Genomic DNA, 13,953 nt, shown 5'->3' with positions numbered 1-13,953 from the left:
GCTTGGAAATGTTCCCTGAGTGCCGATTTAGGGCTAGATCAGTGATCTCGTCATTAATTATTTTAGTGATTAAGAGTTAACACCTATGACCCATAAGGATTAAGCTCCAAAGGTCGATGCCATCACTGCTTTCATTACACTCAATCTCCGCTACCCTTTTTCCTTCCATGGCGGAGTAGATTTTTAAAAAAGAGGTCGCTTTTTGCTCGACTCCTTGAATGCGCATTAATCAGCTTCCGGCGTTCTGTCACTTCTAAAACTGCAGCCTCATGCTGTTTTAGAAGCTGGTTATATATATTTTCCCAAAAAATTTTTCCCGCATCCTTCCCGAAAATCAGTAAAAAAATTCTAAAACGACATATCTTAAACTTGTGGCGTCCCGAATAGAAAAAAAGGAGACCAAAGATGAAAGGAATGAGAAACATTAAAGATAGGACAATCGAATACGCGTGTTTGTCTGTGCTGTAAACGAATAATCCCCAAAAGATGGGTAGAATCAGCGGTAATGAGCGGCTTAGTAGTTTCAGGAAAAAGCCGTCATTGAAAATTCTTTTAACTCCTAGAGTTGCGTAAAGATATACCACTACCCCGCCTAGTAAGCATAGGTATACTTCAAGGAATACCTGCAGGGGAAAGTTGTATTTACGAGGCTCGTCTTCGAGATGCCACCATACTGCATTTGTAATGAGGAGGAAGAATGGTAAGGGGGAAAAGATAGATCTCCAGGCGAGTGAAAGTTCAGGACTTTTCCAAGTATTCTCAGGCTCCTCGCGTTCACTCAGATGTTTTCGGAATTTAGTTAGCTTCTCAAACATGTGCTGCTCATGCTCCTCCGCTTGATGGAGTTCAAGCATCGGAACTCTGCGAATTCGGATAGCTTGTCCGATCTGAAGTAAAGCTAAAACAGTTGTCCAAATAAGTAGAAGGCTAAATATGTTTCCAGAAATGGCGTCTGGTGGACTTTCTGAGAGAATGGATGGAATAATATGAAATAAGAGTGATCTAAATGTTGCGAGCCATGCAGTAGTGCTTCCTGCTATATCTAGTATTGAGGTACCGATTTGTAGATGATTAATGCTTTCGCTCTTGGCCAGGGCTCCTTCGAAATCGCTGCCGAAATCCTGCCGGGCATCTATTGCTAGGACTACGTTGATCGCCACTGAAGCAGCAAGAAACCCGAGAACCCAAGTGGTAGCGGAAGTTATATCAATACCGACATGCCATCCAAACTCCTGGACTGTCCAATTTTCCTTAGAAAAAAATGTTCAAAACCTTTAAAGTCTTCTTTAGAGGGGTATTTGTTTAAAATTAAAACACGGGAGGAGAGCGAGATTGCGCTAGCTATGAAGAAGCTGCCTAGTATGGTGAGTATAGGGCTCGATGGCGGTGTTCGAAATCCTGAGATATAGTCGGAGCCGCTTTCTGTCTGTGTGGATTCCCCTGGCTTTAATCGCATGAGTATTTTTTAATACACCAAGGTAGGAGAAATCAAGCTGGCGTTAATTTTTCAACCCCTGGGTTGCTGTTGAGAATTTTTTTGGTCGGGCCTTGTCATAGGGTCGAGTGTCGTAAGCTATGTGAAAAGATTTTGAAGTTACTTATTAGTGATATATTTACTTGCACTCAATGAAGATGAGGTTCATCTTTCGGCTAACATTAGTAAAAATTCTAAGTCCCTTAGAAAAGCTATATATGGGCCATGTTGGGTGCATCTCATTGAATTTGATGATTTAATGAGATGCGAGAAATTTTGTTAGGTTGACTGCAAACTTTCTAGTTCCATCCGCTGATTCTTGTGTGCATCAAGGTAACCTTATCTTTTTATGATTGATGGGTGCTAGATTTGCATACTCGATACCTCCGCAGTGGCGAGTATGGGTTTCGCTCGTGAAGATGGGCGATTCGCGAACGTCGTATCAAGATTAAAGAATCCGTTAAAATTAAAAATATCGGCATTGCTGGTAGGATCGATATAAGTATTATATACTTTAATATGCTATATCCCGTTGCGTGAAGCTGAATGAGCAGTCTGATCTTGTTTGCTCCTGGGGTGAGAATTCGGCATATGGGTAGCGTAACGAGTTAAATAATTCAAAAATTGCTTTGCCGTGTTAGCGAAGTGCGTGAGTTCCAGTCAGGGACCGAATATGCAAGGACGGAGTAACTGCGCTCCCTCCATGTAAATGAGCCAACAAAACGCCACCCTAGGTGGTCATGTATCTGACGAGACAAAATATTCTCATCTTCAACAAAAGCCAGCGCTTCTGCATATTTCCCATCAGCCCAGTTGAATGCTGCGTCACTCATGGCACGTAAGAGGCCACTCCGGCGTGCGTGACGAGATACAAGAACGGGGCCATACAGAAACATGTCGGTAATTCCGGCCCTCTTCGCCGTCTCTACCGCGAGCCTAGGAGGCCCCGGCTGGTTCCCCTCAGCGGTGGAAGTGAACAAAACACCGGCAGGCTCATCGTCGGTTTCGGCCACAAACGAAGGTGTCTGCGAATTCAGTCGCTGCTCCAAAGCCTGAGTGTCTAAGCTGCCTTGGACATACCCGTGATCTGTCCGCTCCTGCGCAGTCAGCGCATCGCGTTGATTCGCTGAGTAGAGCTCAGCAACCCAGCAAATGTCAGAAGAGACAGCACGACGAACAGCGATGGCCATAGTAAATCCTTATCAAATCAGCACCTAATAAAACGGCAATTGATGCCAGATGCCTGTGTCGAAGAAAGGGTCCGTTACGGCAACGACCACCCCGGTTTGCTGAGACTGTGGGGTGTTCGGATTCGTGGCGGTTGATCCGAACCGATAGCCTGGGTATATGGCCGAGTTCATCTACACCATGACCAAGGCGCGTAAGAAGGTCGGCGACAAGCTGATCCTCGACGACGTCTCGATGTCGTTCTATCCGGGCGCGAAGATCGGCGTCGTCGGCCCCAACGGCGCCGGAAAATCAACCATCCTGAAAATCATGGCCGGGCTTGACGAACCCTCCAACGGTGAGGCACGCCTCAGCCCCGGCTACAGCGTCGGTATCCTCCTGCAGGAGCCCGAGCTTGACGAAAACAAAACCGTTCTCGAGAACGTGCAGGAAGGCCTCGGCGACATCAAACGCAAGGTCGACCGTTTCAACGAAATCTCGGCCGAAATGGCCGAACCTGACGCCGACTTCGATGCCCTCATGGAAGAGATGGGCAAACTCCAAAGCGAAATCGACGCCGCAGACGCCTGGGATCTCGACAGCCAGATCGAACAGGCAATGGACGCGCTGCGCACACCCCCAGGGGATGCTGACGTCACTGTTCTCTCCGGTGGTGAACGTCGCCGCGTCGCGCTGGCCCGTCTGCTGCTGAGCAAGCCCGACCTGCTCCTGCTCGACGAACCCACCAACCACCTCGACGCCGAATCCGTGCTGTGGCTCGAGCAGTTCCTGCAGAAATACTCCGGCACCGTCCTGGCCGTCACCCACGACCGCTACTTCCTCGACCACGTCGCTGAATGGATCGCCGAAGTCGACCGCGGCCGCCTCTACCCCTACGAAGGCAACTACTCCACCTACCTGGAGAAAAAAGCCGCCCGCCTCCAAGTGCAGGGCAAAAAAGACGCCAAACTGCAGAAACGTCTTAAAGAAGAGCTCGAATGGGTTCGCTCTAACGCTAAAGGCCGCCAAACCAAGAGCAAGGCCCGCCTGGCCCGCTACGAAGAAATGGCAGCCGAGGCCGAGCGCACCCGCAAACTCGACTTCGAAGAAATCCAGATCCCCCCGGGCCCACGCCTGGGCAGCACCGTCATCGAAGTTGCTGGTTTGCAGAAAGGTTTCGACGGCCGCTCCCTCATCAACGGGCTGTCGTTCACGCTGCCCCGCAACGGCATTGTCGGTGTGATCGGCCCCAACGGTGTGGGTAAAACCACCCTGTTCAAAACCATTGTCGGGCTGGAATCCCCTGACGACGGTTCAGTGAAGATCGGTGAAACGGTCAAGATCAGCTACGTCGACCAGAACCGCACCGGCCTGGACGCAAACAAAACCCTGTGGGAGGTCGTCTCCGACGGCAACGACTACATCCAGGTCGGGCAGGTCGAGATCCCCAGCCGCGCCTACGTCAGCCAGTTCGGCTTCAAAGGCGCAGACCAGCAGAAGAAAGCCGGTGTGCTTTCCGGTGGTGAACGGAACCGACTCAACCTCGCGTTGACTCTCAAACAGGGCGGGAACCTGCTCCTGCTCGACGAACCCACCAACGACCTCGATGTCGAAACGCTCGGGTCACTAGAGAACGCTCTGTTGGACTTCCCTGGCTGTGCAGTGGTGATCAGCCACGACCGGTGGTTCCTGGACCGGGTGGCCACGCATATCCTCGCGTGGGAAGGCACCGAAGAAAACCCCGACCAGTGGTACTGGTTCGAGGGCAACTTCGAAGGCTACGAGAAAAACAAGGTCGAGCGTCTGGGTGAAGACGCTGCCCGCCCGCACCGCGTCACACACCGCAAACTCACCCGCGACTAAAACTCACCCCGGGACCGCATGGCCTAAACCTTGCAAAAGACATGCAGCCCCGGTGGGGAAACGTGTGGAGGCTTGACCCCCAGTCATTGGGGGTTAAGCCCCACACCCAGCCAGTGCAGCCCAGCGGATTTATTTATTCGCTGGGCTGCTGGCCACGGCGCCGAGCGAGCGCCTCAGCTGCAGGTGTGTAAGGAGTGGGAAACCAGGTGGTGATGATGCCGGTCTGCACCAGAGTCAAGGCATTAGAAACCACCCAGTACACCAACAGCCCTACCGGGACAGCCACCGCGGCGACGAGAATGCCGACTGAAGAAAGCAGCGGCATCATTTTTTGCACGTCAGCGAACCCTTCAGGCATGCCCTCAAGTGACATGTTGGCGAGCACGAAACGTTTCTGCGTGATGTAGATCAACGCCGCAGACAGCACTGCAAGCGTGATGATCACCGCGAAATGCCCCGGCGATGAGAACAAGTTCCCGAACCCTCCGATACGGTCAGCGAGAGAAACACCGACTAGCCGGCCGCTGCGCATCGATGCGACCAAATCGCGGGTCATGACACCGATAGGGTCACCGTTCGCGACGTGCTGCAACACTTGGTATAGCGACCACATGATGGGGATCTGCAGCAGGAGGGGCAGACAGCCGATGCTGGACATTCCGTGCTCGGCTTGGATGGCCATCTGCTCGGCGCGCATCGCTTTGAGCGACTCGAGGTCGGTTTTTCCTTCGTATTTTTTGCGCAGCTCATTCAATGCTGGGCGAGCCCGCCCGGAAGCTTGAGCGAGTTTCACGCCGTGGATGGTTAATGGCAGCATCACTGCCCGGACCACCACGACAAGAACCGCGATGGACAGCACCCAGGTCAGGGCGCTGTTTGGGGCGAAACCTACTGCGGCTAGGGCGGAATGCGCCGCGGCTAGGACCGTGCTGATGGCGTAATCGAACGGGTAGAGCAAATTGGGCATGATTCTCCTCGCCCGGGAGCCGGGCTGTTCGCGAGTGCAGGTGCAGGTGAATTTCTCGTGGGGTTTTACCTGGGGGAGGAGGGTGCGCGTGGCCTGCACGGATGGCCGCAAATATGTCTGCTGGGGTGGGGTGGCGGTGGTGAGGTGAGGCGTTGTAGTGCGAGGTGTGGGCTGGCCGGCCGTGGTGTGGCTGGTGGGTTTTTGTGCTGGAGAGCAAGGGTCAAGGCCGCTAGGCCGACCATCATGGTGAGGGCGAGTTGTTGCTGGTCGGTTGCTGCGGTGGTGATGAGGGTGAGGAAGATGCAGGTGTAGGTCGAGAGTTTTGCTGCTAGTTCAGCGGTGGGGTGTGTTTGCGCGCAGGGGGAGAGGGCAATACGCATGGCGTTCCTCTCTGGTTGGCGGCGCGGTGGTTTGAAGGGGGGAGTGGTCTTTGGTCATCACAGGGTACGCATAGATGGGTGTGTGCAGCGGTGGGGGAGTGGAGGTGGGGTTTGGGTGTTGATGGGGTACCGCACCCTCCTTGCTGTCTATAGTGACTATAGACAGCAAGGAGGGTGCGTGCAGATACTCATCTCAAACTCTTCCGGGCGCCCCATCTACGAACAGATCACCGCCCACATCCGCGCCGCCATCCTGCGCGGAGACATCCAGGCAGGAGAACAACTACCCTCCATCCGCAAACTTGCCCGCGACCTCCACGTCAGCGTCATCACCACCACCCGCGCCTACAGCGACCTCGCCGCAGAAGGACTCATCGACAACGTCCAAGGCAAAGGCAGCTACGTCCGCCCTCGCGACCCAACCCTGACCCGCGAACACGCACTACGCGAAGTAGAGAAACACCTCAACCTCGCCATCCACACCGCCCACACCACCGGCCTAACCCCCACCGACATCCGCGCCTGCCTCGAAGCGCTCCTCGCCAACCCCCCCCAGCCCATACGAGGAACAACCATGACCACCGCCACCTTCAACAACCCAGACACCGTCGTCGGTATTCGCGGGTTATGCAAACGCCGCGGCACCTTCACACTCCACGACCTCGACCTAGACATCCCCCGCGGATACGTTCTAGGCCTCGCCGGAACCAACGCATCAGGAAAAACCACCATCATCAACTCCATCACCGGAGCCCTCATCCCCGACGCAGGAAACATCCGCGCCCCCGCCAGCGAACGCATCGGCGTCGTGTTGGACACACCCTTCTACCCACAGCACTGGACCGCAGAAAACATCGAACACGCCAGTGCCCCCTTCTACCCCACCTGGTCACCGCAACGGTACCGAGACCTCCTCCACCGACTCCGCGTACCGCTACACACCAAAATCAAAAACCTCTCACGAGGCCAAAGCATGAAGCTCCAAGCCGCCGCAGCCCTAGCCCATAAGCCCGAGCTACTTATCCTCGATGAACCCACCGCCGGCTTGGACCCTCTCACTCGCGATGACCTCCTCGACCTCGTCGCCGAGTACATGGAAAACCCCAACCACTCCACCCTCTACTCCAGCCACATCACAACGGATCTCGAGCGCATCAGCGATCACCTCCTCCTGCTCCACCAAGGACGAGCCATCTACCACGGCCCCACCCTCGACCTGCTCGAGAAGTACCGCCTCATCCGAGGCAACCTGCATGACCTCAACCACCCAAACCGCTGTCACCTCTACGGGCTACGCGTACACGCCGCCGGATTCGAAGCCCACGCTCCCATGCACGTCGTCAACACCTGGCCACGCCCCCTCGTGGTCGAACGCCCCACCCTCGACTCCCTCATTATCGCCTTCGCTAAAGGACACCCTGCCCCAGCTCCAGGAGACCTCACATGAATAACCCGGCCACTAGCTCTCACAACATGGTCGGCGCGACCGGTGTGTTTGCCGCTTTACGGTTAGACGTTTCTCAGGCTACGGGGGGATGGGGCACCTTGGTAGGGGCGTCTTTTATGTGCGGAGCCATCTCGGCAGCGAGCGTGCTCGTTGCGCCTGAAAGCAGTTTGCCCTTCGGGCTTTTCGCGTTCGTCGCGGTGCCCCTTATGTCCTTGCTGTCTTCGATGGGGCAGGCAGATAACGGCGGGATGATGCGCGTGGTATTTCCTCTTTCTCGCCGAGATGTTGTTTACGGACGCTACCTCTTGGTGGGAGTCATCGCAGCGATCGTGCTCATCGTGCACGTAGCGGTCAGTGCGCTCATTGGGTACGTCATGCAGACATCGCCTGGCCAGCAGTATTTCTCTGCGCTGCTCACTGCTGTTATGGCAACGACGGGCATAGCGGCCGGTTTGCGGTGCGCAGTACGACTTTCTCAATTCGTGGCAACTTTGTGTGCTCTGCTGGCTGCAGTAATGACGGCTTTGCTCTTGCCTGCTGTGTGGTCAGTGACTTTTGGTTCCTACGAGATCTGCGCAGCCAGCCACATGCTTGGTGCTGCGGTTGCGCTGCTTGCAACCGGGTTTTTCGTGACCGCCTGCTGCCTGTCCACGGCGCGGGCAAGCGAAAAAACAGACATATGACAGTTGTTACTTTTTGCCCTCGTGCCCGGTGGGGTTCTCTATTTGGTAATACGCAATGATGGGGTCTATGGCTGCCAGCGACATAAACGATGGTGTCGACATAGTTCGTCGCCACGGCATTCTTTCTCCCGAGCCGTGCGCACGCCTGGCACACCTTTTGGATCTGGAAGCTCCCACGGATGTAGTGCCGGTTGGGTGGCACATTCTTTACCTGTTGAACAATCCCACCACAGCTGAGCTGGGTGAAGATGGGCACGTTGCGTGTGGCGTACCCGGTGCTGGTGCGCTTGGTCGCATGTTTGCTGGTGGCCGTATTACTACGCACCGCCCTTTGGTTTTTGGGCAGAGCGCACAGCGACAGATTCGAACCTTGCCGCCGGTGCATAAACAAGGACGCACGGGGGCGTTGACGTTCGTGACGGTTGAGCACAGCATCATCCAGGGCGGGCAGGTCGCTGTTACTGAGCATCAAAACCTTGTCTACCGTGACCTCAGTTCTACCGGGAGCAGGGGGGAGTTGACGGCGCCGCCAGTGCGCAGCATCGCGGAGGATGAGCCGCGGTGCGAGCTGGATGTGGATGAGGTGATGCTGTTCCGGTTTTCGGCGTTGACGTATAACGCGCACCGTATCCATTTTGACCGTGACTGGTGTCGCCGTAGGGGCTACCCAGATCTGGTTGTGCATGGCCCGCTGATGGCGTTGTTAGGTAGTGAGTTGGCTAGGCGGCAAGGTATTGACCTCATCGGACGTGAATACATTTACCGGGTGGGGGCTTCTGCGTTTGGGGCGCAGCGGATCACAGCGGTCCCGGCGGTTGAGGGGCTAGGCAGCGGCGTGGAGGTCCTAGCTGCGGACGGTACTCGCACTGTCACGGGGCATTTTTCTGCCCCGTGACAGTGCGTGGGGCTAGTCGCGGATGTGCACCATGCCTTCTTGGGCTGCGGTGACACCGAGTGTGCCGTCTGCGGTGTACATGTGGCCTAGGCATAGGCCGCGCCCGTGAGCTGCTGTCGGGGAGGACTGGTTGAACATGACCCATTGGTCTGCGCGCATGCGCCGATGGAACCACATAGTTTGGTCCAGGCTGGCCACGCGTAGCCGGGGATCGAACCAGGCGATGCCGTGGCGGCGTAGTACCGGGTCGAGGAGTACCCAGTCCGAGGCGTAGGCAAGGATCGCGGCGTGCAAGAGTGAATCGTCGGGGAGTTCACCGATGGTTTTGAACCAGACTTGCTGGGTTTCTTGGGGATCACTGGCCGGTGAGAAGGCAACATGCCCCTGGACGTGCCGGATCTCAACGGCCCGGCGGAGTACCCAGTTTCCCGGTTCGGTGGCGGGCATGGGGTAGAGGTCTTCGGACAGGCTGGGCAGTCCTTCGGGGCCGAGGACGTGGGGTGCTTCGATCTGGTGGTCGAAGCCGTCGTTGGGGCGGGCGAAGGAGCTCATCGCAGCGAGGATGGGGCGGCCGTTTTGAAGAATGTGGACGCGCCGGGTGGAGTAGGAGCGGGATTCGCGGAGACGCTCAACAACGAACTCCAGGGGAATATTGGGGTCACCAGGATGGAGGTAGTTGACCTGGTGGGAGTGAATGTTCATCTCCTCCTCGCGGCTGCAGGCGACGCTGCGGCCAGCGGCGATGATGGACTGGGCGAGTACTTGTCCGCCGAAGATGCGACCATGAGGCGTGGGCTGGCTACGGCCGGTGAACCTGTCACGGATAGTTCCGTCTGTGCCGGTGGTGGGGTCGGCGTCGTGAAGGTCGAGGGTTTCTAGAAGATCGGCCAGCGGGTCGAATTCATTGAGAGTCTCGTCGTGGGTCACAACAGCTCATCTTGCCAAATGAGTGTGCTGGAGGGCAGGTGTAGCAGTTGTTGCGTGGCGGGGACAGCTTCGACAACGGTGAGTGTTCGCTGTTGCGCAGCGGGTTCGGCGAGGATGTTCGGTGTGGATCAGTGGAATGCGCCAGCAAATGTGGTCCGATCTGAGGTGCCGTTGCGGTTTTCGGGTATGGATGCGTTGGTGTATGTGAGTGAGTTGGGTGAAAGTTCTATGCGGATTGATGTCCAAGCCCGGGCGGTTTTGTGCGCCCATATGGCTGCTGGTGTTCGGGAGGGGGAGCGATGAGTTTTGTCACGCTTGCTGATGAGGATGCGTTGAGTGATGTGGCGACGTTTGTGTCGCGGGCGCGGGTGTTGGTGCCTGATGGGTATGTGCGGTTGCAGACGGTGGGGTCGGTGTTGATGTCGTCGGTGTTGGTGCGTAGTGGTTCTGGACTGTTGGGGGCTGGGACTGTGGTGGGTATGCGCGGGACGGCGTTGGGGCAGGGGGCTGGTGTGTTGGATGTGACGGTGGATTTGTCGGCGGTGGCGGATCGGTTGGCGCGGATGCGGGGTGCTGGGTGGCTTCGCTTGGATGTTCCGCCGGTGTTGCGTCAGGCGCCGTGGGCTGCGGTGTCTCCTCCACGTGGGGGTTGGTCGGTTATTGGTGAGTTCGCTGGGGAGGATGTGGCTTTCGTGGCGGAGTCGGGGTTGGCGCGGGTGCAGCGTGAGCGCGATGCTGGTGCGGATGCTGCGGCGCTGACTGCGTTGGATAAGCAGGTGTGGGATGAGTCGGTGGGTGAGGGAATGGGGCAGTTCCGGGCTGCTTTGGCGTTGGGAGTGCATGCGTTGGGTTTTGGTGGGCAGGGGCCGGTGCGGTTGTTGCGTCATGGGTCGTGGACTCGGTTGTCCACGGCTGCTGGTGATGTGATTGGTAGGTGAGGGTGTCGGTGGGTAGTGGCGGTGTCGTAGGTGCAGGTGCCGTTGTAAAGGGTGGCGGAGGCAACGGGGGAGAGCATCGACACAGCTGCTGAGCTGTCCTGGGGTGAGGTGCCAGGGATAACGTGGAGGTGATGGTGGGTCGAAGTCTGGTGAAAATCCGGCACTGGCCCGCAACGGTGAAGCCCCCCGGTTCTTGAGCCCGTAGTAGCGGGTAGGGCAGGGACAGGATGAGTCCGGTCGAACCCGCTGTCACTTTAAGATTCGACGCTCTCGAGGAAAGGAGCGGTTCGGAGCCGCCTCGCTTAGCCTTGCAGGGCGTTAGAACTTCACCTCCTCGAGCGCATCGCGCACCCTTTGCCCCGCTCACAGAGGAGGAAACCGTCAATGCGGTTGTCTAAAGTCAGCGCCACTGTTGCAGCAGCGCTGCTCGTTCTTACTGCCTGCAGTAATGCCTCTACTGGCAGTAAACCTACTGGTACTTCGCCTGCTAGCGCCGCTGCCGGGACAGGAATGTTCCCGGTTGTGGTGAACACCTCGATTGGCCCGGTCACGTTGAAGTCGCAGCCGCAACGGATTGTTTCGTTGTCGCCGAGCGCTACCGAATCGTTGTTCGCTATTGGTGCGGGTAAACAGGTGGTCGCTGCCGATAAATATTCCACATATCCTCAGGGGGCTCCAGCTACAGATTTGTCTGGGTTTGAGCCGAATATTGAAGCGATCGTCAAACATAAACCGGATCTTGTGGTTATCAGTAATGACGTTAATGGTTTGGCTGCATCGTTGAAGAAGCTGAATATTCCGGTGTTGCTTTCTCCTGCGCCGCCGACGCTTGATGCAGGGTATGGCGAGCTCGCTATTCTCGGGCAGGCCACTGGGCATGTGAACGAGACCACGGAGCTCGTGGGGACGATGCGTGCGCAGATCAATGCTGCGTTGACTAAGGCACCGAATAAACCGCTGTCTGTCTATCACGAGCTTGATGACAAGTATCACTCGGCGAGTTCGCATAGTTTCATTGGGTCTATTTACGCCAAGATGAGCGCCACGAATATCGCTGATAATGCAGATGGCTCTAAAAGCGGCTATCCGCAGCTGACTGAAGAGGCCATTATTAAGGCTGATCCGCAGGTCATTGTGATCACTGACCAGTCGGGCTATACGGCCCAGGATGTGGCTCGCCGTCCGGGGTGGGCCAATGTTGCGGCAGTAAAAAACGGCAATGTCGTCACAGTAAATTCCGATATCGCATCCCGGTGGGGGCCGCGTTTGCCGCAGCTGGTTGATCAGCTTGCTGGCGCGTTGACTAAAGCCGCTGCTGGGGCAGGGACTAGCGCTGCAGCCCAGCCCACCACAGCCGGATGATGAGTTCTTCTACCTCAAAGGAGGCGCTCTCTCGGGCGTTCAAGGCGCCCTTGATCCCGGTGATTGTTGGGGTTGGGCTTCTTGCTGTCGCGGTGGGGGTGAGCCTGACTTCAGGGGCTGCTGGCCTTGAGTTCGCTGAAGTTGTGGATGTGATGTTCGCGGGGATTCCTGGGGTTGGTTCCGGTAGCGAGTTGGCTGATCCTGTCGCGGATCTGTTGTGGCAGATCCGGTTTCCGCGCACTGTGCTTGCCTTGATGGTGGGGGCCTCGCTTTCTTTAGCGGGGGCTTCTTACCAAGGGGTTTTTCACAATCCTCTTGCTGATCCGTATCTTCTTGGCGCTTCTGCGGGTGCAGGTGTGGGTGCTGTGCTCGCGCTTGGGTTTGGTGTGCAGTTCACGGTGGGGCCTTTTGAGGCGGTTCCAATGGCTGCTTTTGTGGGGGCGTTACTTGCGGTGGCGGGGTCGGTGGTGGTGGCGCGGGGGTCGTTTTTTGATCCTTCGACGTTGCTGTTGGCGGGGGTGGCGGTTTCCTCGTTGTGTTCGGCTACTCAGGCGTATCTTTTGCAGCAGCTTGATCAGACTCGGTCTCGTGAAGTGTTGAGTTGGATTTTTGGTCGGCTTGCTGGTGATGGGTGGACGCCGGTGGTGACGTTCTTGCCGTATTTCGTGGTGTCGGTGGTTGTTTTGTTGCCGCAGGCGCGGTGGCTAGATGTGTTGCGTCTTGGTGATGAGCAGGCTCGTTCTTTGGGGGTGAATGCGGCTCGGGTGCGGTGTGTTGTTATCGCTGCTGCGACTTTTTTGACGGCTGCGGCGGTGGCGGTCAGTGGGCTTATCGGGTTTGTTGGCCTGGTTGTTCCGCATGTGGTGCGTCTTGTCGCGAGTCATTCGTATCGGGCGATTTTGCCGTTGTCGGGTTTGTTTGGTGCGGGGTTTCTTCTTTTGGTTGATGTGGGGGCCCGGACTGTGTCTGCTCCGGCTGAGTTGCCTATTGGGGTGATTACGGCGTTTGTGGGGGCACCGTTTTTCGCTTTTATTCTTTGGCGCCGTAAACGGGTGAGTGTATGAGTGGGTTTTCGTCGTCGCAGGTGGGGCTTGCGTTGCAGGTGGTGGATGTTGCGGTTGATGTGGGGCGGGCTGGTGGGCGTCACCGGGTTTTGCATGACGTTTCGGTGGATTTTTTTGTGGGGGAGTTTGTCGCTGTTATTGGGCCTAATGGGTCGGGTAAGTCCACGTTGTTGCGGGCGTTGGCGGGGTTGGTGCCGCATGAGGGAGTGGTGCGCACGGGGGTCGGTGGGTGTCCGGGGCCGTGCGATATCGCTTTGATGCCGCAGTCTGCGCAGTTACCGGAGGGGATGAGTGTTGCTGAGTATGTGTTGCTGGGCAGGACTCCGTATGTGCGCTTTTTTGAGCGTCATTCGTTTCGTGATCATGCCGTTGTTGCTGATGTGGTGGAGCGGTTGGGTCTTGGTGGTTTGGCGGGTAGGTCGGTGAGGGAGCTTTCTGGTGGTGAGGCGCAGCGGGTGATGCTGGCGCGGGTGTTGGCGCAGCAGGCGCCGGTGATTGTTTTGGATGAGCCGACGAGTTCTTTGGATATCGGTACGGCCCGGGATGTGCTCGATTTTGTTGATGAGCATCGGCGGGGGGAGGGGGTGACGGTTGTTGCTGCTATTCACGATTTGACGGTTGCTGCGCGTTACGCGGATCGGATTGTGTTGCTTGATCAGGGGCGTGTGCGTGCTGTGGGGGTTCCTGCGGATGTGTTGTGTGCGGATGTGCTTTCGCAGGTGTATCGCTCACCGTTGGTGGTGCATCGTATTGGTGAGCAGTTTGTGGTGTTGCCGGCGTAGGGCC

At 56.8% G+C, this 13,953-nt stretch carries 14 protein-coding genes and 1 riboswitch; of the genes, 9 read left to right on the top strand and 5 right to left on the bottom strand.

Annotation, left to right across the window (positions count from 1 at the left end):
* Positions 1 to 140: 140 nt before the first annotated feature.
* On the bottom strand, positions 141 to 1,160 hold the full coding sequence (locus AC2T9U_RS06975; protein WP_493695634.1) for a hypothetical protein: 1,020 nt from the start codon (positions 1,158 to 1,160) through the stop codon (positions 141 to 143).
* Positions 1,161 to 2,091: 931 nt separating this feature from the next.
* Positions 2,092 to 2,664, bottom strand: coding sequence for a GNAT family N-acetyltransferase (locus tag AC2T9U_RS06970; RefSeq protein WP_493695633.1), 573 nt, complete (start codon positions 2,662 to 2,664; stop codon positions 2,092 to 2,094).
* A gap of 157 nt (positions 2,665 to 2,821) precedes the next feature.
* Between AC2T9U_RS06970 and ettA the strand changes: the two genes are divergently transcribed.
* On the top strand, positions 2,822 to 4,504 hold the full coding sequence (ettA, locus tag AC2T9U_RS06965) for an energy-dependent translational throttle protein EttA (protein WP_493695632.1): 1,683 nt from the start codon (positions 2,822 to 2,824) through the stop codon (positions 4,502 to 4,504).
* Between the two features lie 133 nt (positions 4,505 to 4,637).
* On the opposite strand, the gene yidC is transcribed toward ettA, so the two are convergent.
* Positions 4,638 to 5,471, bottom strand: a complete 834-nt coding sequence (gene yidC / locus AC2T9U_RS06960) for a membrane protein insertase YidC (protein WP_208303277.1) — start codon at positions 5,469 to 5,471, stop codon at positions 4,638 to 4,640.
* Positions 5,472 to 5,536: 65 nt separating this feature from the next.
* Entirely contained in the window at positions 5,537 to 5,851 is a 315-nt protein-coding gene (locus AC2T9U_RS06955; protein ID WP_208303278.1) for a hypothetical protein, read from the bottom strand.
* A gap of 178 nt (positions 5,852 to 6,029) precedes the next feature.
* Between AC2T9U_RS06955 and AC2T9U_RS06950 the strand changes: the two genes are divergently transcribed.
* The 3 genes from AC2T9U_RS06950 to AC2T9U_RS06940 all read left to right on the top strand — a co-directional run bounded on the left by AC2T9U_RS06950 (position 6,030) and on the right by AC2T9U_RS06940 (position 8,876).
* Positions 6,030 to 7,298: an ATP-binding cassette domain-containing protein gene (locus tag AC2T9U_RS06950; RefSeq protein ID WP_493695631.1), complete on the top strand. Its 1,269-nt coding sequence runs from the start codon at positions 6,030 to 6,032 to the stop codon at positions 7,296 to 7,298.
* Positions 7,295 to 7,981 carry a hypothetical protein gene (locus AC2T9U_RS06945; RefSeq protein WP_493695630.1) on the top strand — a complete coding sequence of 229 codons (687 nt, stop codon included), beginning with the start codon at positions 7,295 to 7,297 and terminating at the stop codon, positions 7,979 to 7,981. Before AC2T9U_RS06950 ends, AC2T9U_RS06945 begins: the two co-directional genes overlap by 4 nt.
* Positions 7,982 to 8,048: 67 nt before the next feature.
* Positions 8,049 to 8,876, top strand: a complete 828-nt coding sequence (locus AC2T9U_RS06940; RefSeq protein ID WP_493695629.1) for an HTD2 family dehydratase — start codon at positions 8,049 to 8,051, stop codon at positions 8,874 to 8,876.
* A gap of 12 nt (positions 8,877 to 8,888) precedes the next feature.
* Here the strand turns inward: AC2T9U_RS06940 and AC2T9U_RS06935 are convergent, their stop codons facing one another.
* A complete protein-coding gene (locus tag AC2T9U_RS06935) occupies positions 8,889 to 9,803 on the bottom strand; it encodes an acyl-CoA thioesterase domain-containing protein (RefSeq protein ID WP_208303283.1) in 915 nt (304 codons plus the stop codon).
* Positions 9,804 to 9,926: 123 nt separating this feature from the next.
* Here AC2T9U_RS06935 and AC2T9U_RS06930 point away from each other — a divergent pair, with 123 nt between their 5' ends.
* From AC2T9U_RS06930 to AC2T9U_RS06910, 5 genes are all read left to right on the top strand, one after another.
* A complete protein-coding gene (locus AC2T9U_RS06930; RefSeq protein ID WP_147279182.1) occupies positions 9,927 to 10,106 on the top strand; it encodes a hypothetical protein in 180 nt (59 codons plus the stop codon).
* Positions 10,103 to 10,741, top strand: a complete 639-nt coding sequence (locus AC2T9U_RS06925; RefSeq protein WP_493695628.1) for a DUF8185 domain-containing protein — start codon at positions 10,103 to 10,105, stop codon at positions 10,739 to 10,741. The genes AC2T9U_RS06930 and AC2T9U_RS06925 overlap by 4 nt, the downstream gene beginning before the upstream one ends.
* A 114-nt stretch (positions 10,742 to 10,855) precedes the next feature.
* A riboswitch (adenosylcobalamin (AdoCbl) riboswitch) is annotated at positions 10,856 to 11,036 on the top strand.
* Between the two features lie 89 nt (positions 11,037 to 11,125).
* Positions 11,126 to 12,103 (top strand): ABC transporter substrate-binding protein, encoded by a 978-nt coding sequence (locus tag AC2T9U_RS06920; RefSeq protein WP_493695627.1) that lies wholly within the window; start codon positions 11,126 to 11,128, stop codon positions 12,101 to 12,103.
* Positions 12,103 to 13,167 carry a FecCD family ABC transporter permease gene (locus AC2T9U_RS06915; protein WP_493695626.1) on the top strand — a complete coding sequence of 355 codons (1,065 nt, stop codon included), beginning with the start codon at positions 12,103 to 12,105 and terminating at the stop codon, positions 13,165 to 13,167. Before AC2T9U_RS06920 ends, AC2T9U_RS06915 begins: the two co-directional genes overlap by 1 nt.
* The gene (locus AC2T9U_RS06910; RefSeq protein WP_493695625.1) at positions 13,164 to 13,949 is read left to right on the top strand and encodes an ABC transporter ATP-binding protein; all 786 of its coding nucleotides are present in this window, start codon (positions 13,164 to 13,166) and stop codon (positions 13,947 to 13,949) included. Before AC2T9U_RS06915 ends, AC2T9U_RS06910 begins: the two co-directional genes overlap by 4 nt.
* The last annotated feature ends 4 nt before the right edge of the window (positions 13,950 to 13,953 follow it).

It is taken from the genome of Dermatophilus sp. B7861-1 (genome assembly GCF_058996045.1).
Note: the sequence above shows the minus strand (reverse complement) of the source record. Positions and strands in the feature narration are given on the sequence as shown.

Bases quoted from the DNA above. Each gene is read 5' to 3' on its own strand.
- AC2T9U_RS06910 (WP_493695625.1), top strand. From the start codon at position 13,164: ATGAGTGGGTTTTCGTCGTCGCAGGTGGGGCTTGCGTTGCAGGTGGTG.
- AC2T9U_RS06925 (WP_493695628.1), top strand. From the start codon at position 10,103: ATGAGTTTTGTCACGCTTGCTGATGAGGATGCGTTGAGTGATGTGGCG.
- AC2T9U_RS06945 (WP_493695630.1), top strand. From the start codon at position 7,295: ATGAATAACCCGGCCACTAGCTCTCACAACATGGTCGGCGCGACCGGT.
- AC2T9U_RS06955 (WP_208303278.1), bottom strand. From the start codon at position 5,851: ATGCGTATTGCCCTCTCCCCCTGCGCGCAAACACACCCCACCGCTGAA.
- AC2T9U_RS06915 (WP_493695626.1), top strand. From the start codon at position 12,103: ATGAGTTCTTCTACCTCAAAGGAGGCGCTCTCTCGGGCGTTCAAGGCG.
- AC2T9U_RS06970 (WP_493695633.1), bottom strand. From the start codon at position 2,664: ATGGCCATCGCTGTTCGTCGTGCTGTCTCTTCTGACATTTGCTGGGTT.
- AC2T9U_RS06920 (WP_493695627.1), top strand. From the start codon at position 11,126: ATGCGGTTGTCTAAAGTCAGCGCCACTGTTGCAGCAGCGCTGCTCGTT.
- ettA (WP_493695632.1), top strand. From the start codon at position 2,822: ATGGCCGAGTTCATCTACACCATGACCAAGGCGCGTAAGAAGGTCGGC.
- yidC (WP_208303277.1), bottom strand. From the start codon at position 5,471: ATGCCCAATTTGCTCTACCCGTTCGATTACGCCATCAGCACGGTCCTA.
- AC2T9U_RS06940 (WP_493695629.1), top strand. From the start codon at position 8,049: ATGGCTGCCAGCGACATAAACGATGGTGTCGACATAGTTCGTCGCCAC.